This window comes from Glaciecola sp. SC05 (genome assembly GCF_041380235.1).
GTDB lineage: Bacteria > Pseudomonadota > Gammaproteobacteria > Enterobacterales > Alteromonadaceae > Glaciecola.
Window position 1 is genome coordinate 1 of sequence record NZ_JBGIYY010000016.1, and the last position, 21903, is coordinate 21903.

At 40.7% G+C, this 21903-nt stretch carries 19 protein-coding genes; 8 read left to right on the forward strand and 11 right to left on the reverse strand.

The genetic code is table 11. The annotated features are described in order from the left end of the window. Positions 1–404: 404 nt before the first annotated feature. Entirely contained in the window at positions 405–899 is a 495-nt protein-coding gene (locus AB9H30_RS14280) for an RNA recognition motif domain-containing protein (RefSeq protein WP_371195373.1), read from the forward strand. A 49-nt stretch (positions 900–948) separates the two neighbouring features. On the opposite strand, the gene AB9H30_RS14285 is transcribed toward AB9H30_RS14280, so the two are convergent. Beyond that, positions 949–2100 carry a DUF5610 domain-containing protein gene (locus tag AB9H30_RS14285; protein ID WP_371195374.1) on the reverse strand — a complete coding sequence of 384 codons (1152 nt, stop codon included), beginning with the start codon at positions 2098–2100 and terminating at the stop codon, positions 949–951. Positions 2101–2215: 115 nt separating this feature from the next. Here AB9H30_RS14285 and trmA point away from each other — a divergent pair, with 115 nt between their 5' ends. Next, positions 2216–3319, forward strand: coding sequence for a tRNA (uridine(54)-C5)-methyltransferase TrmA (trmA, locus tag AB9H30_RS14290; protein ID WP_371195375.1), 1104 nt, complete (start codon positions 2216–2218; stop codon positions 3317–3319). Here trmA and fabR read toward each other — a convergent pair. Further along, the gene (gene fabR / locus AB9H30_RS14295) at positions 3312–3917 is read right to left on the reverse strand and encodes an HTH-type transcriptional repressor FabR (protein WP_371195376.1); all 606 of its coding nucleotides are present in this window, start codon (positions 3915–3917) and stop codon (positions 3312–3314) included. The genes trmA and fabR overlap by 8 nt on opposite strands. Before the next feature lie 114 nt (positions 3918–4031). Between fabR and AB9H30_RS14300 the strand changes: the two genes are divergently transcribed. Then, on the forward strand, positions 4032–5168 hold the full coding sequence (locus AB9H30_RS14300) for an acyl-CoA desaturase (protein ID WP_371195377.1): 1137 nt from the start codon (positions 4032–4034) through the stop codon (positions 5166–5168). 105 nt (positions 5169–5273) lie between these two features. Here the strand turns inward: AB9H30_RS14300 and AB9H30_RS14305 are convergent, their stop codons facing one another. The 9 genes from AB9H30_RS14305 to dusA form a co-directional block, all read right to left on the reverse strand. Further along, on the reverse strand, positions 5274–5582 hold the full coding sequence (locus AB9H30_RS14305; protein ID WP_371195378.1) for a hypothetical protein: 309 nt from the start codon (positions 5580–5582) through the stop codon (positions 5274–5276). A 319-nt stretch (positions 5583–5901) separates the two neighbouring features. Then, positions 5902–6648 (reverse strand): phosphoadenylyl-sulfate reductase, encoded by a 747-nt coding sequence (locus AB9H30_RS14310; protein ID WP_371195379.1) that lies wholly within the window; start codon positions 6646–6648, stop codon positions 5902–5904. Next, positions 6632–8353 carry an assimilatory sulfite reductase (NADPH) hemoprotein subunit gene (cysI, locus tag AB9H30_RS14315; protein ID WP_371195380.1) on the reverse strand — a complete coding sequence of 574 codons (1722 nt, stop codon included), beginning with the start codon at positions 8351–8353 and terminating at the stop codon, positions 6632–6634. Before cysI ends, AB9H30_RS14310 begins: the two co-directional genes overlap by 17 nt. Beyond that, the gene (locus tag AB9H30_RS14320) at positions 8353–10152 is read right to left on the reverse strand and encodes an assimilatory sulfite reductase (NADPH) flavoprotein subunit (protein ID WP_371195381.1); all 1800 of its coding nucleotides are present in this window, start codon (positions 10150–10152) and stop codon (positions 8353–8355) included. The genes cysI and AB9H30_RS14320 overlap by 1 nt, the downstream gene beginning before the upstream one ends. Positions 10153–10254: 102 nt before the next feature. Continuing rightward, a complete protein-coding gene (locus AB9H30_RS14325) occupies positions 10255–11007 on the reverse strand; it encodes a TIGR04219 family outer membrane beta-barrel protein (RefSeq protein ID WP_371195382.1) in 753 nt (250 codons plus the stop codon). A gap of 4 nt (positions 11008–11011) precedes the next feature. Continuing rightward, entirely contained in the window at positions 11012–11998 is a 987-nt protein-coding gene (locus tag AB9H30_RS14330; RefSeq protein WP_371195383.1) for a DUF2333 family protein, read from the reverse strand. Between the two features lie 47 nt (positions 11999–12045). Further along, entirely contained in the window at positions 12046–12246 is a 201-nt protein-coding gene (locus AB9H30_RS14335; RefSeq protein WP_371195384.1) for a PspC domain-containing protein, read from the reverse strand. Positions 12247–12419: 173 nt separating this feature from the next. Continuing rightward, positions 12420–12713 carry a hypothetical protein gene (locus AB9H30_RS14340; RefSeq protein WP_371195385.1) on the reverse strand — a complete coding sequence of 98 codons (294 nt, stop codon included), beginning with the start codon at positions 12711–12713 and terminating at the stop codon, positions 12420–12422. Between the two features lie 213 nt (positions 12714–12926). Next, the gene (dusA, locus tag AB9H30_RS14345) at positions 12927–13946 is read right to left on the reverse strand and encodes a tRNA dihydrouridine(20/20a) synthase DusA (RefSeq protein ID WP_371195386.1); all 1020 of its coding nucleotides are present in this window, start codon (positions 13944–13946) and stop codon (positions 12927–12929) included. Between the two features lie 358 nt (positions 13947–14304). On the opposite strand from dusA, the gene AB9H30_RS14350 reads away from it, so the two are divergent. The 5 genes from AB9H30_RS14350 (at position 14305) to AB9H30_RS14370 (ending at position 21872) form a co-directional block, all read left to right on the forward strand. Continuing rightward, on the forward strand, positions 14305–16458 hold the full coding sequence (locus AB9H30_RS14350) for a diguanylate cyclase (protein WP_371195387.1): 2154 nt from the start codon (positions 14305–14307) through the stop codon (positions 16456–16458). Positions 16459–16541: 83 nt separating this feature from the next. Continuing rightward, entirely contained in the window at positions 16542–18692 is a 2151-nt protein-coding gene (locus AB9H30_RS14355) for a diguanylate cyclase (protein WP_371195388.1), read from the forward strand. A gap of 78 nt (positions 18693–18770) precedes the next feature. Beyond that, entirely contained in the window at positions 18771–19679 is a 909-nt protein-coding gene (locus AB9H30_RS14360) for an acyltransferase (protein WP_371195389.1), read from the forward strand. Next, complete coding sequence (locus AB9H30_RS14365) at positions 19676–20560, forward strand: acyltransferase (protein WP_371195390.1); 885 nt, start codon at positions 19676–19678, stop codon at positions 20558–20560. The genes AB9H30_RS14360 and AB9H30_RS14365 overlap by 4 nt, the downstream gene beginning before the upstream one ends. 1 nt (position 20561) lies before the next feature. Then, positions 20562–21872 (forward strand): mechanosensitive ion channel family protein, encoded by a 1311-nt coding sequence (locus AB9H30_RS14370; protein WP_371195391.1) that lies wholly within the window; start codon positions 20562–20564, stop codon positions 21870–21872. Positions 21873–21903: the final 31 nt, after the last annotated feature.

Genomic DNA, 21903 nt, shown 5'->3' on the forward strand with positions numbered 1-21903 from the left:
CCTCTCAAGCGGGATGCGAATTCTACTCAATTCGCTTCAGGTGTCAACACTTTTCACATAATTATTTGATAATAATTATCGTCGGGTTTGATACACTGGATAACGCAAGCTTTTATGATACTTAGGCGTACAAAGTTTGTACTATTGTTCTCAATAAAGTCGACATCATAACGAACTACATAATTACTAGTAGTCTCTACGACAGCGAGCGCGCATTCTACATTCAAACAATATTCGATCAAGTATATATCGAAGAAAATTTGCAAAAACGTAGGTTTTGGCTAAAATTCAGCCTAAATAAGCCAAAAGTCATATTAGATCGGTTTATTTTTTGTTTACTTTAGAGGTATTTCCATTTTATTTTAAATGAATGCCATTTTTAATTACTCACATTAGGACTAGTCATGATATCGATTCGACTTCCTCTCGCCTTAATCATCACAGTAATTCTCAGTGTTGCTGCATATTTTATCGATCAAGCATTTTTACAATCTTCATTTTCATCTTTTATTCCCTCAATATTTGTCGTTATAACGGTTCTACTTTTGTCTATACCAACATTGTTATCGACCAGCGCTAGTAGTAACACTTCTGCGCCAATCGCAAATGTCACACCAGCTCCACGAAGACCCGTAAACACAGATGCTAGCATCACTACTTTATACGTCGGTAATCTGCCTTATAAAGCAAATGAAATAAGCATCAAATCACTTTTCGAAGAAATTGGGACAGTTACGTCGGTTAGATTAATGAAAGATCGTAAAACTGGTCGCCGCAAGGGTTTTGGGTTTGTTGAAGTAGAAGCATCAAAACAAGATATTTACATTGAAAAACTTAACGACTCAGAGTACATGGACCGTACAATAAAGGTTAGACCTGCTAAAGATAAAACTGAATAAATCCTCAGCAGTGTCCGCTGATGGTAAATCCATCAGCGGCTATGTGTTTTTACTCAACCGTTACAAATTTCGAATTGAAGGCATGGAACCTATTTATCGCTTGAAGTAAATCAGGCACCTGTACGTCCTTCATCTGGTTCACTAGTCCATTAATAACTTGATTATAGTCTTGTTCAGACGCAAGTTCACGCTCAGACGTTTCCATTACATTCATTAAACGTGCGATATATTCTGCCACCGCTTTTGGAGATGCTAAATCTTCTAGTTTTGAATTTTCATTGAGATGTTTTATATTTTCATAAGCATTCGTAAGACTCTTTTTGTCTGCGACATTACGCTGCATAGACAAATTTAGTAGTCCGCTATCATCATAACCAAGACCAACAGCTTTACTATATACACCTTCCATGTTCTTACGGTAAAAAGTGTTCGCTAAGTCGTCTACACGGTTAGCTAGATCCGCAAAAGCTATTGCTTCATCACTATTTAACTCACCCATTACGCTAAATGACAAATTAGATGCTTGCGTTGTAAACATCTGCTTTTGAAATTTATCAGAAGGGTCATTCAAAAACGCTTTAGGGCCGAAGCTTATATCAATTGGTTTCCCTGAGTTCGTTCGGATAGTAAAATCGTTTAATGCGTCATTAGCAGTTTCTTTAACGCTTTTGAGATATTTCGCTGGTTCAACAGGCATGCTATCAATACCAACGATTATTCTCGTGCGGCTGTCCTCTATACTTTTGCTGAGTTTTTCATCGCTGACATTTGCCAACTCTTCTTTCGCTTGATCAACACCGTAGTTGACACCATCGACAGCCTGCTGTTTAAAATATGCTATGTCATCTGAATTCGCACCATTTTTTGACAGTTCGGTAAGCGCCGCGTTAACGAAACCTAAAACATTATCCACGACTTTGTCGATGTTAAACACCGCTGAGCCGTCGATAACTTGAAGTTTGTTCTGCTTCTGTGAAGCGTCAATGTTTTTAAGCGCCAGCGAGCCTTCGAATCGTTGGCCGATTGAAAACGACAATACTTTTGCGGCAACTGCATCACTTGCGTTTGCTGACCTGTAGGTGTCACTTGCACCCGCGCTTCGCTCGCGTGTAATACCTTGCTGATCTTTAAATTCGAAAACATTAGCTACACGTTTCCCTGAAACATCAGGAAAAGCAGCCTTTATTTCTAAAGTGTTCATATTAGATACCTCACTATCCTCAGCATAGTTATCGGCAATTAATAATTTTCTTTAATAAAGAGTTGGTAATTTTTTTTACAAGGTTACAATTTGCGCCATGCAACTAATGAACGTTATGAGTGATATGAAAATTCTAGAGGCTGATTACAAAGCTCAACTACTTGAAAAACATAATAGATTGTCGTCTTTACTGTCGCCTTTTTTTCAAGAAAGCATCTCCACATTCGAGTCAACGCCCGAAGGTTATAGGATGCGAGCGGAATTTAGAATTTGGCACGACGGTGACGATAGTTACCACATTATGTTCGACAAAAATACCAAACTTCAATATAAGGTCGAGCGGCTTCCCGCGGCTTGTGCACTTATAAATGATGCGATGCAAAGCACAATTGAATTTGTAAAGAGACATGGAGCACTGCGCAAAAAATTATTTCAAATTGATTACCTGGCCAGTACTAATAAGCAGTTGATCGTATCACTTATTTACCACAAGCCCCTCGATGAGAGCTGGTCAGATGAAGCTGAAAGCTTGCGACTCCAATTATCACAGTTGGGCGAAGTTAATATTATCGGACGTTCGAAAAAACAAAAGCTAGTCTTAGGAAATGAATATGTCATTGAGAGACTTTCCATAAACTCACAGAGCTACAAATTTAAACAGGTTGAAAATAGCTTTACACAACCTAATGCTGAAATAAATGTGAAGATGATCGAATGGACAATAAATAATCTAGAGCATGGCACTGGGGACTTATTAGAACTCTACTGCGGGGCCGGTAACTTTTCTGTGCCCTTGTCCACAATCTTTCATAAAGTATTAGCGACTGAAATATCAAAGACATCGGTTGCCGCAGCTCAATATAACATCAGCGAAAACAACATAGACAATCTCACCATTGCCCGTTTGAGTAGCGAGGAGTTTACTCAGGCATACAATAAGACCAGAGAATTCTATCGCCTTAGGGATGTCAACTTAAGCGAATACGAATTCACAACGGTCTTAGTTGACCCGCCTCGGGCGGGCTTAGATAACGACACCATTAATCTTATTAGTCGCTTTGAGACGATCGTTTATATTTCATGCAATCCTGATACTCTGGCCGAAAATTTAAAGGCGCTAGCAGTGAGTCACCAACTCACGCATGTTGCCTTATTCGACCAATTTCCGTTTACCGAACATATAGAAACTGGCGTCATTCTTCGGCGCATCGCTAACTGAGCCTTTTTCCATACTGACTGGCACCTACTTGGACGAATCTCAATTGTGCAATGACACGCTCTGCAATATTGGAAACTTCTCTTGGATCTGCGTCTAATGCCTCTGCTCCTGCACTAAACACAAGTCTGACCATTGCTTCAGCCTGCAGACGCGCAACCTTTGGCGGAAGCTTTAAATGTGAAACAATATAATCTGACAATTCTTCGGTAAAATATTGAATCTCTCGCATTACCGCCGCTCTAAATGCTGACGAGGTTCCAGTATGCTCTCGCAGCAATAATCTAAACACATTTTTGTTTTGGGTGATAAATTCCATAAACGTCGTGACTGAAATATTAATCACACTGCCGCCTTTTTGGATGCGTTGGCGCGCTTTTCGCATAAGTTGCCTTAACGCGAGTCCAGACTCATCCACTAAAGTTAGACCTAGTTCATTGATGTCTGAGAAATGCCGATAGAAAGATGTAGGCGCAATACCGGCCTCCCGAGCAACTTCACGAAGACTGATAGCGGTAAAGCTCTTATTTTCATCTAAGAGAATGAAAGCAGCATCAACGATTTTTTGACGCGTTTGTAGTTTTTGTTGTTGTCGATTCATTCGGATATGTTTACATCAGGACGGCAGTTTTATCAATATAAAACTTGCCAAAGAGCACCCGAAACGTTAAATTAAGCGCACAGTTGTACGCTGAATATATAGGTGAATTTTTTAGTGAAAAAACCCCCAATCATCCCTCTCAATATAGCCGTTTTTGTTGTAACCACATTAATTGCTGTTATCGGCGCTCCTTTATGGATTGCTCATAGTGGTGTAGACCGTTTTGAAGTCATCGTGGCAGTGGTATTGTTCTTTTTTACCGGCATGTCGATTACTGCAGGATATCATCGCCTCTGGTCTCACAAAGCGTACAGCGCTCACCCGATTGTCAAAGCAGTATTAGCGGTAGGCGGCGCAATGGCTCTGCAAAACAGTATCCTGCACTGGTGCTCTGATCATCGCGTTCATCATAGACACGTCGACGTTAATGATAAAGACCCCTACTCCGCAAAGAAAGGATTTTGGTTCTCTCATATAGGATGGATGTTAAGAGAATATCAATCAGAGACATATAGCGATTATTCAAATTGTCGCGACTTACAAAAAGATAAAGTCGTCATGTGGCAGCATAAGTATTACTTGCCAATCGTGCTGATTGCTAATTTCGGAATCACTGGTCTATTAGGCTGGTTAAATGGCGATATATTAGGAATGATATTAATCGCTGGGGTCGCTCGACTGGTGATTGTTCATCATGTTACGTTTTTTATAAACTCGCTTGCTCACATATGGGGATCACGTCCATATACTGATTCGAACACCGCAAGAGATAATGGCGTATTAGCATTTTTTACATTCGGTGAAGGCTACCATAATTTTCATCATATTTTTGAATACGATTACCGTAATGGAATTCATTGGTGGCAGTTCGATCCTACTAAATGGCTAATTAAATCACTCTCATGGTTTAAATTAACCAGCAACCTAAGAATCACTCCTGAAGAGCGAATCGAGAAAGCGAAACTACAAATGCAGCTCAAATATGCCAAGAAAAAATTAGTTAATCTACCAAACGCTGATGAGCTCGCTGCAAAAATTCAAACTGAATACGATATTTTAGTGCATAAAATGGCAGCATATTACTCCGCAAAGAAAAAGCTCATGCTCGACAAAGGTCAAGATTTAAAGCAGTCTTACGAGAAACTTGAGGTTGACTTTGCATATAAAGAACTCAAGCAATCTTTTAACTTGCAGAAGGAAAAGTGGCAATCGCTGTACGCTTACTATACTGCTGCGCCGGTTCATGCCTAGGGAAATCTTATGCGAACAAACTGCCTGATTTAGAATATGACGTAAAATATGCAATCATAAAAAAGCCTCTCAAGTGAGAGGCTTTTCAGTATAAGGTTCTATGATTTAGTTCGTATCATTTAGAAGTTTTGCCAAGAATGCATCTTTATGTGCAACCACTTCGATATTAAGTGTATCTGGCTCTATGGTAAGTGTTGCCATTGCGTGCCCAGTATTTGCACTCTGCTCAAACAACATAGTTTGTGCATTTAAAAAAGAATCGCTATTTTCAATTTTATTGCTCATGCATGATGCATTTATTTCAAATGACTCTTTGTTCATACAAGAAAAACTATTTGCAGTCTCTGTGTCAGATTGAGCAGCAGAAATACCAAAACAAACAAGCATCAATACTGACGTCGTTAGTTTCTTCATTGATTTCTCCTCACAGTTAAGTTGCATGAAAGTATATATACAAATAACAAAGACATCAATTGAATTCAGAGTTTTATTACATTTATATGACAGTCGGATGAAATAAAGATGACAAAGCCGTTGGTTTTCTATTTTATGTAAATAATTTCTCAGCAGCCCATATTTTAGTAGTGCAGAGCCTTTTAATTAACTAGTTTATTGTAAACGCTGATTCAAAATCACAAATAATTAGGTATAAAAAATTATACGAACTTTACTTTTTAAATACCTTAGTGGAAAATAAAATCTGCTTTTGGAAACTGCTATCAGTATCGCGGACTTATATACCATCTCCGTCGCCAAACTCATGCAAACCACATTCTCGTTTTAGACCAAAGAAACGAGTATCTTGCTCGCTCATACCATCTTCCAATGCCCTTGTAGTATGCCAGTCCCCTATCGAAACAAAGCCTTTTTCCCAGAGTGGATGATACGGTAGAGCGTGCTTGAGCATGTATTCATGCAACATCTTATTATTATAGTCAGCAATTGGATGCACTTTTATGTACTTACCCTGCTCCTGCAAAAAAGAGAGGTTTTCCCGAGAGTCTGACTGGCTTCGCCTCAAACCAGCGAACCATACTCTTGCGTTTAAGTCTTCTAAGGCTCGTTTCATAGGTTCGACTTTATTGAGATTATTGTATTTTGATATTCCTTCGACACCTTGCTCCCACATTTTACCAAACCGTGCTTCTTGCCATGCTGCTGTAATAGGCGCGGTATAAACATGCAAGTTAAGCTTAAGTCGTTCAGTCAATTGATCAATAAATTGATAGGTTTCTGGGAACAAATACCCTGTGTCTGTCAGCACAACTGGAATATTTGGCGCCACTTCGCTCAATAGATGTAGCATCACCGCAGATTGCGCGCCAAAACTCGAAGAAACGATTTGACCACTTGGCAAGTGCGCCAATGCCCACTCGACTCTTCGCTGCGCTGATAGATTTAATAGTGCTGCATTGCTGTTAATTAAATCTAAGGATTCAAGTCTATTCTGCTCTTTGTATTTTTCAGCTAAGTTCGTCATAAAAATCTCTTGCTGAATCTACTACAGGTTTAATAATGCCGGCTCGAATTACATAGTCGCCAAAGCTCTCATTTTCTTGTTGCGCTCTTGCCCATTGCCCAATTAAGTCATCTAAAATTGTCATAATTTCAGTATCGCTAATGTTTTCACGATAGAGCCGAGGAATACGCGTGCCCTCTCTATCGCCTCCGATGTGCAAATTGTATTTATTGGGCCCCTTACCCACTAAACCAATTTCTGCCAACATCGCTCTGCCACATCCATTAGGGCATCCAGTAATACGATAAATAATGCTTTGATTGCCAACACCATGCTTTTCAAGCATCGCTTCGATTTGGCTGACTGCATCAGGCAAGTAACGTTCAGCTTCGGCCATAGCCAGAGGACAGGTTGGAAGAGAAACACAGGCCATAGAGTCTTGACGTTGTTTCGACACACTTGCCTGCATGAGCTTATGTTTGACAGCGATATCTTCTATTACCTGCTTTTGTGAGGAGCATACTCCTGCCACAATTAGGTTTTGATTCGCGGTCAAACGAATATCGCCAGCGTGAACCTTCGCAATTTCAAGCATGCCAGTTTTCAGCGGTTTATCTGGAAAATCCAGAATCCGACCATTTTCGATGAATAAGGTTAGGTGGTGTTTGCCGTCAATCCCTTCTACCCAACCAAAGCGGTCGCCTCTTGAGGTGAATTTGTAGGGACGACTTGGTGCAAACGTAATGTCAGCGCGTTTTTCAACTTCCTTCTTAAAGGTTTCAACACCAACACGCTCTAGAGTGTATTTTGTTTTTGCATTTTTACGATTTACTCTGTTTCCCCAATCACGCTGGGTGGAAACAACTGCGGCAGCCACATCGAGTGTTTTATCTAGTGAAATAAAACCAAAGTCATCTGCCTTTCGAGGGAAAGTGCTTTTGTCGCCGTGAGTCATTGCTAAACCGCCACCCACCAGCACGTTAAAGCCAATTAGCTTATCGCCATCTGCAATTGCGACAAAATTCAAATCATTTGCATGCACATCCACATCATTATGAGGGGGGATCACCACCGTAGTTTTAAACTTTCGTGGCAAGTAGTTTTTACCTAAAATGGGTTCATCTTCTTGAGTCGAGTCGACTTTTTCACCATCGAGCCAAATTTCTGCGTAAGCATTAGTTTTGGGTAATAAGTATTCGCTTATCTTTACTGCCCAGTCCCACGCTTGTTTATGAACCGCCGATTCGATAGGGTTAGAAGTACACAATACGTTGCGATTTACATCCCCAGCTGTCGCAATAGAGTCAATACCGGTAGCATTAAGAGTTTGGTGCATCGATTTGATATGCGGTTTCAAAACGCCATGAAACTGAAAGGTTTGACGTGTGGTTAAGCGAATACTGCCGTAAATAGAATAGTCTTCCGCAAATTTATCAATCTCAATCCACTGCTTAGGTGTAATTACCCCACCCGGCAAGCGAGCTCTTAACATAACGTTATGCAGTGGCTCTAGTTTCTGCTTGGCTCGTTCAGCACGAATATCGCGGTCATCTTGTTGATACATTCCATGAAAACGGATCAACTGAAAATTATCCGCGGTAAATCCACCTGTAACGTCGTCGCTGAGATCTTGCACAATCGTACCGCGCAGTAAATTACTGTCTTTCTTAAGGCGCTCATTGTCTGATAATTTGCCTTGAACAAGATACTTTTCGTCATTGCTCATTAATAAACATCCTTTTGGTATCGTTTTGCTTTACGCATCGCTAAGAGATATTGTTTAGCTTCCTGTGCAGACTTATTTCCGTGCTTTTCTATAATCGAAAGCAAAGTAGATTCAACGTCTTTCGCCATTTTCATTGCGTCTCCACATACATAAAAATGTGCGCCGGCCTCTAACCAATCATAAAGCTCCTTGCCATGTTCCAGCATGCGATCTTGCACATAAATTTTATTCGCTTGATCTCTAGAGAACGCAAGGCTGATTTTGCTTAACAAACCACTCTTAAGATACCCTTGCCATTCAGTTTGATACAGGAAATCTTGGGTAAAGTTAGGGTTTCCAAAAAACAACCAGTTCTTACCACTCGCTGCCTGGGCGTCGCGCTCCTGCATGAAGGCCCTAAAAGGCGCAATGCCTGTACCTGGGCCTATCATAATGATATCTGTGTTAAGGTCAGCTGGTAGTCTAAAATTATCATTGCTCTCAACATATACTTTGACTTCACCGCCTTGTTCAAGGTGCGTGCACAAATAGCCTGAAGCACCTCCTTGATGCTGAAAGCCAAAGGCTTGGTAATCGATATGTGCCACCGTTAGATGCACTTCATCCTCAACTTCCGCTTGACTTGAAGCAATGGAATAAAGTCTTGGGGTGAGCGGCCTTAGCGCATCAACTAAGGACTGAGCCGGAATGTCAGCAGGAAATTGCTCAACGATATCAACAATTTGGCGCTCTTCCAAAAAACTGCGTAAGGCCTTACTATCCGCTAGTAAGGCTAACAGCGAGGTATCATCGCTAGCTTTTTGGTATGCCTTCACAAAGCCAGGATAACTCAAGGTGAGTTCGAGTTGTTCAGCCAGAGCCTGAGCCAAAGAATATTCTTGTTCCTTGATAAGCACCTTGTCATTTGCGTCATTTTGAGTAGCACGGATAATTCGCTCAATCACCGCTTGGCTGTTTAAGAAATACACCCCTAAAGCATCCCCTACTTGGTATTGAATACCTGAGTCTTGAAGCGAAATTTCGATGTGACGAATATCTTTCACTGAATCTCTGCCGCTGATCTTTAAACTTTCGCTAAGCACAGCCGAAAATGGCTTTTGCTTTGTATAAATGGCCGCATAGGCAGGGTTTTCCAATGCCGCGGGTGCCGCAATCTCTGTTGTTTGCGGCTGCATGGCTTTTGCTAAAATATCGTTAAGTGTATGAGTCCATGCAGCTAGCTCTGCCTCATACTCAACATCACAATCTAATCTTTCGATGAGCGGGCTTGCTCCTAGGGCACTCAGGCGCGTGTCAAAATCTTTACCAGTTTGACAAAAAAACTCATAGCTAGTATCCCCTAAACCTACAACAGCGTACTTAAGATGGTTTAACTTTGGCGCTTTTTTACTGCCTAAATATTCGTGTAGCTCCACCGCGTCATCGGGTGCATCGCCTTCTCCATGAGTACTAACAAATATAATTAAATGTGTTTCGTCTTTAATTTTGCGCGGCTTATAGTCAGACATACTAACTACCTTCGCCGATAGGCCTAATGTTTTTGCGGACTCGGCATAAGCCATAGCGGCATGTTTTGAGTTTCCGGTTTGTGAACCAAACAAAATAGTAACGACATTGCTAGCGGACACGGCCGAAGGCTGCGAAACCACTGCATCACTGCCGAGTTGCGATAAGCCAGCTAAATAGCCGCTCGCCCAAATAAGCTGGTCTTTATTCAAGCCGGCAACCGCTGCACTGATCTGTGAGAGCTGAGCTTGATTAATAAGAGATAATGGAACTTTGTCTTGCTGTGACGACATTAAAAAACCGCTAATATTACTTACATGGTGTAAGACTAGCGGCTTTTTGAAATAACTTGAAAGAATTAAAACTAATTTTTTATACTCTTTTATGCTGAACCTTTAAAAATGAAACTGCAAACCAACAAAAGCACCCTTAAATTCTAAGTCTGCATAAATGTCTTCTAAGTCTTCGATATCTATATTGGTAGCACGATATCCCGCTTGCAAGGTCATATCAATTGCTAGGCTTTCAACAAAGTTGTAGGTGATTGCGGCTTGAAAATCACTTACCGTGTTATCGTCGATGGACAAAAAACTGCCTTCGACATATGCGCCTAAACCTGTCAACGGCAAACCTAATGCAAATCGTGAATAAACCATCGGAATAACCACACTAAAGGACTCGAAGCTGCTCTGCTGAGTGTCTGTATCAACAACTAAAAAATCACCCTCAACTTGCTTACCGCTGATGCCAACATCAAAACTCACCACATCATTATCAAGAAGTTCGTAGTACAAAATAAAGTCATTGGTAATCAGATCGGCGGTTGTTTGCAAGCGAGAATTAACGGCATACACCTCATCTCCGAAGGTAAAGGTTCCGTCTAATTCGGTTACCCCTGAAATGTCTAGTGTTGTTCTGATCAATTTCACATTTGGCACAAATGGAATCGGATGTTCTAGAGCAGCGTAAAAACTGGTATTTGTTTTGTCTTCGAATGCAAAGGTTGCTAAGGATTCATTTTGTGCAAAGCCACCTGCTGTTTCAGTATTCCAGCCTTGAGCACCAACATATAGACCAAGCAATGTATCTGCTTGGACCGGCAGAGCCGCGGCTGCAGTTAGCGCGAAAACCGCAATAAACTTTTTCATATTCTTATCCCTGGTTCAGTAATTCAGTTAATTCTATTAATGCAGCGTTTGCTCGAGAAACATAATTAGCCATAACTAAAGAATGATTCGCTAAAAATCCAAAGCCGTCACCATTTAGTATAACGGGACTATACACAGGATCTTGAGTACCTTCTAATTCACGAATAATTTGTTGAAGGCTCACGGTTGCGTTTTTCTTGCGCAACACGTCCTCAAAATCCACCTCGATTGCCTTCAAAAAGTGCAGAAGCGCCCAGCTTGCTCCGCGTGCTTGATAGAAGTTATTGTCTAGCTGAAACCAGCTCGTCTTAGTGATAATTCTCTGCGACTGCGGAGTAGATTGACGCGCAGCAGCGTCGCCGGCAAGCTCAGTGTTAAAAGACTCTGTACCGACGCTTGCGCTCAAGCGCTGAGATAAACTGCCCAAGCGTTTTTCAACTTGCTTGAGGTAATCTCGTAAATTGTCGGCACGCGCATAAAACTGACTATTTGTTTCACTTAATCGACTTAACTCAGATCGATAAATTCGAAGTTCTTTTAGCGCTTTCTCATATTCACCTTCAGAAGACGGCAACATCCAACGCTGACTATCAATACTTAGACTTGTTTGAACCTTAATCAATTGGGGGTTTTCGAGAGATTGAGATTGTGAGCGACTTAAATCTTGACGCATGGCGAGCGCAAGGTCTCGGCTCATCTCAAGCACCCCAAACTCCCAACTTGGGATATTATCCATGAGCACACCTGGGGGCATCACGTCATTAGAAAGATAGCCACCAGATTTATTCAACATGGTATCGACGACGGAAATAAGTGCCGTTGCAGTGGTATAACCGGTAACCACACGCTCATTGTTTTGTTGAGCGACGGCCCTAGCTTTATCGTTCACATCGAAGGTATCTGGTTCAAATCCCCACCAAAACCCAACAGCACCAATGATTAGCATGATGGCAACTATGACCGCTGAAATACTTTTCGTACTTAAATTCATGACTTTTCCATTTTTATAAAGCTACTGAGGCTAGTGTACCTGTGTCTCTATCGATATCGCAATAAAAGTATCGCCAGAACATATGCTAAGGCCACAGCAAACGGCAGAATTGTAAAGGCGATGATCGCTCCAGCTCTGACTAACCATGGATTAACATCAAAGTGTTTTGCTACGCCTGAGCAAACGCCAGCAATCATTGCACTGGAGGCATCACGGAACAATCTTGCATTACTAAATACTGTTTTCATAATATTAAACCTTATTAAATTAATTTATTTATCTGTATTCAACAGCTTTAAATGGGAAAGCAGAACAACAAAAGCTGCACTCCCCAAATAAAATAGAACGGGTGATAGCGCTAAGCTGAGCAAATTCATGTGGATTAACATACAAATATTCCTCTTATGTTGGACTTATTTGATTACTCTTCGTTTGACTCGACTTTTTGCTTTGCTGGTTTGCTCGTTTCTACGTTGACAATATCCGTGATTGTAACTTCACCCTTTGCATCTTCGTTGTTTAAAGAAAGCATATTGCCGGCGGTGATAATGGTTTTATCAATTTGTATTTCAATTTCATTGGATGCCGCACTAAAAGCTTGCTTTACCATGCCGGTCAACACCTGATTGACAGCATTATCTTGAGCAAAAGCGGGTGCTGATAAAGCAGATGCCACAATTAATGTCGTTGCGATAATAGTGGATTTAATATTCATGATCATTCCTCAAAAGTTTAGTAATTGAAAAGGACTAGCCTACAAGCTACTTCCTTTGCATTGCCAAATAGTGGCGTTACTTAAGCTTTGCGAAACTTGTGCCAGTTTAATAAAATTAAAATTTATTTATATTATTCAATTACTTAAAATTTTATAAAATGACTTATGGAAATTAACAAATGTAAAATTTGTCCATAGTGGTTATTTTAACCACTATGGTTGGTTATTTTGACTAAATAAATCAGCTTTGTTTTGAGCAAGCAATACTTGCTCATAAGCATCTAGTAGCAAATTAGGGTTATTATGCTTACCAGTGCCATTTTGGCTCAGATATCTCCGCCAAATTTTTCCACCTACTTGGCCTTGAAAAAGCCCCAGAACATGCCTGGCAATGTGCCACACTCTAACACCTTGCAGATGCTGCTGATGAATGTAGCGAGTCATTTTCTCAACGATACTTTGCCGAGTTAAATCGATGTTTTGTTTACATCCAAAAATATCGTGATCCACTGTCTGCAATATATATGGATTGCTATATACCTCTCGCCCCATCATAACGCCATCAACATGAGTAAGGTGCTGCTTAGCTTCATCAATAGTATTGATGCCACCATTAATAGTTACAAACAACTCCGGAAATTGTTCTTTGAGTCTATAAACGCGAGGGTAATTTAATGGCGGAACGTCTCTATTTTCTTTTGGACTGAGCCCCTTCAGCCAAGCTTTCCTTGCGTGAACGATAAGATGATTTACGCCGACTTCTGTCAGTGGTGTAACAAAGTTTGTAAGCCCCTGATCATCGTCCATGTCATCAATACCAATCCTACACTTTACCGTGACGGGTATATCAATCTCCTTGCGCATAGCTTCAACGCATGCAGCGACTATTTGTGGTTCTGCCATCAAACATGCACCAAAACTGCCATTTTTAACTCGGTCAGACGGGCAACCTACATTAATATTGATTTCGTCAAAGCCTCTGCGTTGTGCAATTTCCGCACACTTTGCCATATCTGACGGATTGCTTCCGCCTAATTGAAGCACGAGTGGGTGCTCTGCAGCATCAAAACCTAGATAGTCACCCTTACCATAAATAATTGCACCGCTTGTCACCATCTCGGTATAGAGCATGGTTTCAGTACTTAACAATCTCAAAAAGTAACGGCAATGTCGATCTGTCCAATCCAGCATTGGGGCAACGGAGAAACGGTGATTCTTTTGAATAGTATCCACAGGCAAAGTTATGTAATGAAAAACGGCAAGATAATAGCATTGTTTTCATTCGGTTTCAGCGCCGATCCGCCGCCTTATTTTAAGTCTCTAATGGGCACTTTCTCTTTATATTTGGCAAATTATAAACATTTAACAAAGGTTTATTCTTAATTTGCACGCTAACATCTTTGAAAACCATGAAATTTGACGAAATTATCAATAATACTTATTGATTGGCATAAATCCTCGTTTACATGCATAATTATTGCGCTCCGATAAAATTAGAGTTTCTATTAGATGGTAGAGCGACCTTAATGCTTTAGAATGAACATTATTTAGTTCACGTTCTAAATATAAAAATAAAAAATTTAAGGGATAAATGAACGACAGGGACCTAACTCTAAGGCGTCGAAACTCTGCAGCAGAGACGTCTTTTTTTGCTATTCCTAACTTACTCTACGGATTTCATAGTGGTGCAATCGGTGGGGTGGTTAATGCTTTCTTAGGGATCAGCTTTTTTGGCAGCTTTACAATATACTTAGGCCAGGTATTTGTATTGTTGTGCCTGGTATTAAAAGGCATCAATGCAGCCATCATTGCAGTCGCAATATCATCAATATTTACTGCTGTGAATGCCGGTGATCCTTACTTAATCATCATCCTTGCCTTAGAAGTTATCATCGTTCACGTTTTGCTCAAGCGTGGTTTATTCTTATTGCAGTCGGTTATGCTTTATTGGGCTTGTATCGGCATACCTCTGCTTTTATTACTAAGCAGTCTTACCACGAACATCTCTGCGCAGGTGCTGTTTATAAATGGTCTCACCCTTGCGATTAATGGTCTTGTTTGTGTATCACTGGCTGCCATTGTTTGTTGGCTGTTACCTTCCGAAATCTATCGACATCAGTATGATGTCAAACCGCCTAAATTAGCCTCGGTTATTTTCTCTTTGTGTATGTTGACCGTTACATTGCCAGCGCTATTGATTTCATTATTTTTTATATATCAATCCTCGAATCAGAACGAAGCATCTATCAATCAAAATTTAAGAGCTTCTGCAGTAGAGATGTCTCAAGTTATCAACAGAACCTTAGAAGCACATATTCAGTCGCTCGCTACACTATCAAGCTTCGTTAGCAACGGGGGCAGTTTAAATGAGGCTCGACAAATTCTCGCAAGTATTCCGTCAGAGCATGTAAATTTCTCTAGTACGCTGATTTTAGATTCTGCAGAAAATGTTGTTGCGGTAGGCCCTTCTCGACTTGAACAGCGCCTAAAACTTAGCGCCCATCAATCGTTAATCCGCAATCCAAGTTTTGCCGATGCCAAACGCGATTTACAAGATACGATATACGCAAACATTTCAGTTGAATTCATTCCTGGTGATCGCGCAATTGTGATGCTTAGACCCATCGTCAATGATCAAAACTATGCTGGCATGGCAGTCGGAATTATGGCACTGCCCGACTTCGCTAGTAAAATAAAGCAGGCTTATAAATCAGCGACTGAATTTATGATAATTGATGCTGAAAAAAATGTGATCAGTAGCTCACTAGCGCATATTTTGCTGACCCAAAAGATAGACATGGATCAGCAAAATCATCCGCTGATAAAGTCCATTCCCATGCTAAGCGTAGGCGACGATCTATTTTTATATCATCAGATTGAAACCGAACAGGGCTGGAGCATCATCAGCCTTACTTCCCCATCCCAATCCACCGCGAATATGATGGACAATTTCTTTATTTTATTAATTTGCTCTACTTTCTTGTTGATCTCATTTGGCCTAATCGCCAACCAACTTTCAAGAAAAATTACGCGGCCACTAGAAGATATCGCGGAGCACTTCCCAGATAAGGCGATGCATCCAAGCCTACTGGATGATGCAAAGATAAGCATTGAACTGGTAACACTAGCAGAGCGTTTAGTATCTTCTCACGCAGTAATGAATGATTTTCATCAACAGCTATCTGAACAGGTCGATAATAAAACCCGCCAGTTAAAACAGTTAAATCGTGAACTATACTCACTGGCGCAAAAAGATAGCTTAACGCAACTTCTCAATCGAGCAGGTTTCAATAGATTTGCCCTAACGTCATATCGAAACTGTGTCCGCAATCGCATAAAAATGTCGCTTATATTAATCGACATCGATCACTTTAAAGTGATTAATGACACTCATGGGCATCCCTTTGGTGATAAGTGCATAGTTAGAGTGTCAGAAATTCTCCAAAAACACTGCAAACGTGACACTGATATTATTGGCAGGCATGGCGGCGAAGAATTTATCATTATGATTATAGGAGGCGAAACCTCCGAACATCATGAGCGCATGCAGTTGATAAAAGAAAGTATCTCGCAAGCTAGACTCAAGCATAACGAAACTGAAGTTAAAATGACTGTGAGCGCTGGCATTTTGAGCGTGGCTGCAGACTACGGGATTGATTTTGAATCAATGATTAAATTGGCCGATGACCAACTCTATTTAAGTAAACGTACGGGTAGAAATAAAATTAGTATCCTTACCCGCTGAATGCGTAGTACACTTGAATTTCTTATGATTATTTTATTAACGACACTAAAAATCAAGTTCCTAGCGTTGAAAGTGGACTTTAAATGAGCGATGCAAACCAAACAACTTTTATAGAGCATTTTCAAAGGTGTTTGTTTTTATTTGTATTGACGATCGCGTCAAATTTGTTCTTATCGGTGCCTTTAATAGGTGAAGCTGAAGTCGTTTTTGGCAGTGTTTTCGTGCTGCTCTCGTTAATCATACTCCCTTATAAATTTTTTCTTGTCGTATTCGCCGGCAGTATTTTAAGTCACTATTTGATCGGCTATGGTTGGATATTCTTACTTACCCATGCCCTCGAAGTATTAGTAATAGCGGTACTCATAAATCGCCATGTATTTATTATGATGGCTTCGATTGGCTTTTGGCTATGTATCGGCATGCCATTACTGTGGATCTTGGCCACCTACAGCCCCACTTATTTACAGGAAGTCAATCTACTCATTGCAATTCAGAAAGGCTTGATCGGTATCTTATGCGCTGCATTGGCGGCATCGATCATTGCCATTGTGCCGAATCACTATAAGCAACCACAGTTCAATACAAGAGAATACAATCTATCTATCAATATTTTTTCAATTTGCGCATCAGTGCTAGTGGTTCCGGTGCTAATTATTTCGTTTATTTTTATTTCAGTAAGTTCGCGCGAAAACGAATCACTGATGGTCGAAAAAATTGAAGCTAATACGTCTTTTGTTGCGCAACTAACAAAATCATTTATCGATGAACACAAGCTTATTATTGAGCAAGTCGCTAGTTTATTAAGTGACCAAACCCCTACGGAAAATGTTCATAGCTTCATGCTTGAATCGCAAATTAAGCATCCCTCATTTTTTAATTTAACCACCACCGATGCAGATGGGGGGCTTCTATTCTTTGCGCCAGAGAAGTTTAACGCTCAAATTGCCCGCCTACCCCCAGAACTACGCACAGTGTCCGACCGTTATTATTTTAATGCTGCACGCAACAGCGGAGAAACTTATATATCCAATACTATATTAAGCCGCGGGGTGATTGTTGCTCCAATGGTGTCTATTGCATCACCTATTATTCAAGATGATGAATTTGCCGGTATTATTTTTGGTGCCATTAATTTAGACGCAATTAAGACCTTCCGAAATCGTATAGAGCAACTTTTAGACGGCGATTTGGTAATTATTACTGATGCTTCGAATCAAACAATATACGCATCGCAACCAATAAAAATAGACCCCTTAGAAGTGTTTTTGCCGATGCCAAGCTACAACTATATTATCAGTCAATTGCCCGTCTTAACTTACGAAAATAGGCACTATGCCTATCATAAAAAACAAACTCCCTATGGTTGGAAAGTTTATGTGCTAACCGAATCGGCTTCACTTACTGAGCATATCCGCAACAACTTTGTCATTGCTGGCTTAAGTCTATTTTTGGTGATCGCTGTCTTTTTACTATTTGCCTATAAGCTATCCCGACAAATCAGTGCTCCTTTAAAGGCGCTTCTGGAATCTGAAGACAACTCTGTAGAAACAGCCTCAGCCTTTGCAAATAGCAAAGAGTTTTCAGCGGTGGCAAACAAGCTCAAACGTTCACAGTTTTTGATGAAAAACTTTGAGAACCGCTTAAAACAGCAAGTAACCGAAAAAACCGAACAATTAGAACAGCTTAATTTACAGCTTGCCGCGCAAGCTCGTGAAGATGGCATGACACACCTACTTAATCGTAGTGGATTTGATGAAATGGCTATTAACGCTATTAAAACGAGTTACCGGCTTGGCCAGCCCTTTAGCATGGCTCTGCTCGACATTGACCACTTTAAGAAAATAAACGATACCCACGGACATTTATTTGGTGATAAATGCCTACAGGCCTTCTCAGCCCTAATGCAACGTAATTGTAAGCGTGAAACAGACATTATCGGCCGTTATGGTGGTGAAGAGTTTATTATCTTTATGGCTGGTAAAAATGTGCAGGCTCACCACCAACTCATGCAAAACATTCACCAGCAGACACAAAAAATACGGCTTAAACCTGCGGATACTAGTGATAGCGTATCATTTACAGTCAGCATTGGCATTTGCAGCGTGCTAGGTAACCTTAATTTAAGCATGCAAGAGATTGTTAAGTTAGCCGATGAAGAACTCTATAAGTGCAAAGGCAGCGGCAGAGACAGAATTTCATTGGTCACAGTCGGCTATACCCACAATGACGCTTAAGCATCTGCGGCCTTAATAATTGAGCATCTACTCGTTTTCTAGGTATAATTGCAGCAATTTCAGTCAAATCAACATACTATGAAACCGTTATTCCATGCCCTTAACGGCGCAATATCTGCTAGCTTTTATTTTGTGAATACTGTTGTGCTGGTTATTCCTCTCGTCATTTTTTCGTTTTTTAAGCTCATTCCAAATACAGTTTGGCGAAAATGGATTTCAAAAGTCGTAGACGGAATTGCAACGCTTTGGATTTCAATCAACAATCTCAATCAACATGTTTTTTCTAGAGCTAAATTCACGCTTAGAGGGCAAGCTGAATTGTCTCTAGATCAATGGTATTTGGTCATCTCAAATCATCAATCTTGGGTAGATATTCTGGTCTTACAACGAGTGTTCAATTATAAAATCCCTTTCCTGAAGTTTTTTCTCAAGAAAAATTTAATTTATGTGCCATTTTTAGGGTTGGCGTGGTGGGCTTTAGATTTTCCATTCATGCAACGTTATACCAAGTCCTTTCTGCAAAAGCACCCCCACTTAAAGGGCAAAGACTTAGAAACAACCAAAAAAGCATGTGAAAAATTTGAGTTTAAACCCGTTAGCATCATGAATTTTGTTGAAGGTACCCGCTTTGAACCTAGTAAGCTTAATACCGACAGCCAATATAAGCGCTTACTTCCTCCAAGGGCAGGCGGAGTAGCGTTTGTGCTAAACGCCATGGGTGAACGCTTAACTAAACTAGTGAATGTGACCATTTATTATCCCAGCGGCATTCCTAGCTATTGGGACTTTGTTTGCGGTAAAGTAAACGAAGTAGTTATTGACGTGGACACCATCGATATAAAGACATTATTTGAAGACGGCATATACAGCCCTGAATGCTTTACTGATGAAGGAAAAAAGCAAATTTTTCAAGACTGGATGAATCAACTTTGGGCAAGCAAAGATCACAAACTCGCTACGATGGCATCGGAGTATCCTCATAAATGATGCTATTAAGAAGTTATATCATCTTTCCCATTCATTTATTTTTGCAGTTATTCAATCTTGCGGTATGGGGTCTTTTGGTTATTGCCTTTGGAATTGTCAAATTATTGCTGCCAATAAGGTCCGTCCAGCAAGTGTTATTGGGCATCATGCACCGGCTATACTTTTCGTTTGGCATTTTTAGCGTTGCCTTAATTAAAGTATTCAATCGTATCGAAATACGTATCGAAATTGACCAAGCATTATCAAAGCAAAAATGGTATTTAATCACTGCCAATCACGTAAGTTACCTCGATATTATTTTATTAGTAGACTTTTGCGCACCCCGTATTCCGCCCCCTAAGTTCTTTTTGAAAAAGCAGCTTATATGGCTGCCCTTTGTTGGTCTAGCGGCTTGGGCGCTGGATATGCCATTTATGAGAAGATACTCACAGGCATTTGTAGAGCGCCACCCACACCTGCGTGGCAAAGATATCGAAACCACCAAACGCTACTGCCAACGCTACATCGACAAACCTACAACCGTTATCAATTTTGTAGAGGGTACTCGATTCACACCGGCAAAACATTCGGCAAGAAAAAGTCCATTCTCGCATTTGATGCGTCCTAAAGCAGGCGGCATTGCCTTCACGCTTTCAGCGATGGGAGAACTCTTCAGCAATATTTTGGATATTACGATTGCCTACCCTAATTCAAAGCACCCGATGATGGACATGCTATGTGGTAGGATGACCACCATCATCATTGATGTTACAACCTTACCGGTAACACAAGAGATAATTGGTGATTACTTCGAGAACCCCGAGTTTCAAACGCGTTTTCAGACATGGCTGAATGCCCTCTGGGAAAAGAAGAATGCACGAATGCGAGCATGGATGAGTTGAAATGGATGTAATTACAAAAGCTGAACAAACTAAAGCTCATTTGAGTGAATTTATTTCAGAATTTGCCCAGTTTATTGGCTTAGAATCACAAAGCGGTGACTTACTGCATCAATGGATAGGCTTTAGTATCTTAATTGCGGCTAGCCTAACAATGTGGCTCATCGCACTATTTATATTAAAGTTCAAAATTGCAAGGTTGGTTCGTTTTTCAAAAACAGACTGGGATGATAATTTACAAAGTGCCGGTGTTTTTCGGCGATTGGCGTTAGTTGTGCCTGGACTAACCGTTTATTTTGGTACAGATTTGCTCTTGGTGCCCGACAGCAAAATGTATACCTTATCAAGCACCGTAAGTTTGCTGTACGTAATGATCGCTGTATATAGCGTGATGCAAGCCGTTTTAACCGCCACTGAGCGAATTTACAAGTCGACTCGCTTTGCAAAAAAAGCACCGATCACTGGATTTATTCAAGTAGGGCGACTGCTATTTACCCTTGCGCTGATTTTTTTGATTATTTCAGAGCTTTTAGGCAAAAGCCCGGTATATCTATTGTCAGGGCTAACGGCAATCGCTGCGGTATTGTTATTAGTGTTTAAAGACACTATTTTAGGCTTTGTCGCCGGGATCCAAATTGCAGCCAACCGAATGTTTAACACGGGTGATTGGATTGAGATGCCAAAATACAACGTGGACGGCGAGATTCTTGAAATCGGGCTTACCGTTGTCAAAGTGCAAAACTGGGATAAAACTATCTCCACCCTTCCATCTTATAGTTTAATTACAGAAGCGGTAAAAAACTGGCGAGGCATGAGCGATTCTGGCGGACGCAGAATAAAACGGTCGATTCAAATAGACATGCAAAGTCTGGACTTTGCAGACGAAGATGACTTAGTGAAATGGCAAAAAATTGCGATACTGCAACCTTATCTAGCAAGCAAGAAACTCGCCCTCGAAGAAGACAATAAAAGCCTCACTGAAAAGCAGTTAGATATTATTAACTGTCGTAAGCTCACCAACATCGGAACATTCAGAGCGTACGTACAGACATATTTGGCCCAGCACAAAGATGTTCATAAAGGCTATACCTGCATGGTCAGGCAATTACCGCCGAGTGAAGCCGGCTTGCCAATAGAGATTTATTGTTTTAGCCGGGTGCAAGATTGGGTATCTTATGAAGGCATTCAGGCCGACATATTTGATCATGTCATTTCAATGATGCCGATGTTTAATTTGCGTGCATATCAGCGTATCACCAATAGTGCCAATTCAAACGAAATGGCGGCAGAACAAAAGCGCCAGCCCTTACTATAAAAAAGGTCAGCATTAGCTGACCCTAAATATA

Bases quoted from the DNA above. Each gene is read 5' to 3' on its own strand.
- AB9H30_RS14335 (WP_371195384.1), bottom strand. From the start codon at position 12,246: ATGAAAACAGTATTTAGTAATGCAAGATTGTTCCGTGATGCCTCCAGT.
- AB9H30_RS14365 (WP_371195390.1), top strand. From the start codon at position 19,676: ATGATGCTATTAAGAAGTTATATCATCTTTCCCATTCATTTATTTTTG.
- AB9H30_RS14320 (WP_371195381.1), bottom strand. From the start codon at position 10,152: ATGTCGTCACAGCAAGACAAAGTTCCATTATCTCTTATTAATCAAGCT.
- AB9H30_RS14350 (WP_371195387.1), top strand. From the start codon at position 14,305: ATGAACGACAGGGACCTAACTCTAAGGCGTCGAAACTCTGCAGCAGAG.
- AB9H30_RS14330 (WP_371195383.1), bottom strand. From the start codon at position 11,998: ATGAATTTAAGTACGAAAAGTATTTCAGCGGTCATAGTTGCCATCATG.
- AB9H30_RS14325 (WP_371195382.1), bottom strand. From the start codon at position 11,007: ATGAAAAAGTTTATTGCGGTTTTCGCGCTAACTGCAGCCGCGGCTCTG.
- trmA (WP_371195375.1), top strand. From the start codon at position 2,216: ATGAGTGATATGAAAATTCTAGAGGCTGATTACAAAGCTCAACTACTT.
- AB9H30_RS14280 (WP_371195373.1), top strand. From the start codon at position 405: ATGATATCGATTCGACTTCCTCTCGCCTTAATCATCACAGTAATTCTC.
- AB9H30_RS14355 (WP_371195388.1), top strand. From the start codon at position 16,542: ATGAGCGATGCAAACCAAACAACTTTTATAGAGCATTTTCAAAGGTGT.
- AB9H30_RS14360 (WP_371195389.1), top strand. From the start codon at position 18,771: ATGAAACCGTTATTCCATGCCCTTAACGGCGCAATATCTGCTAGCTTT.
- AB9H30_RS14285 (WP_371195374.1), bottom strand. From the start codon at position 2,100: ATGAACACTTTAGAAATAAAGGCTGCTTTTCCTGATGTTTCAGGGAAA.
- AB9H30_RS14370 (WP_371195391.1), top strand. From the start codon at position 20,562: ATGGATGTAATTACAAAAGCTGAACAAACTAAAGCTCATTTGAGTGAA.
- AB9H30_RS14305 (WP_371195378.1), bottom strand. From the start codon at position 5,582: ATGAAGAAACTAACGACGTCAGTATTGATGCTTGTTTGTTTTGGTATT.
- AB9H30_RS14310 (WP_371195379.1), bottom strand. From the start codon at position 6,648: ATGACGAACTTAGCTGAAAAATACAAAGAGCAGAATAGACTTGAATCC.
- fabR (WP_371195376.1), bottom strand. From the start codon at position 3,917: ATGAATCGACAACAACAAAAACTACAAACGCGTCAAAAAATCGTTGAT.
- AB9H30_RS14340 (WP_371195385.1), bottom strand. From the start codon at position 12,713: ATGAATATTAAATCCACTATTATCGCAACGACATTAATTGTGGCATCT.
- cysI (WP_371195380.1), bottom strand. From the start codon at position 8,353: ATGAGCAATGACGAAAAGTATCTTGTTCAAGGCAAATTATCAGACAAT.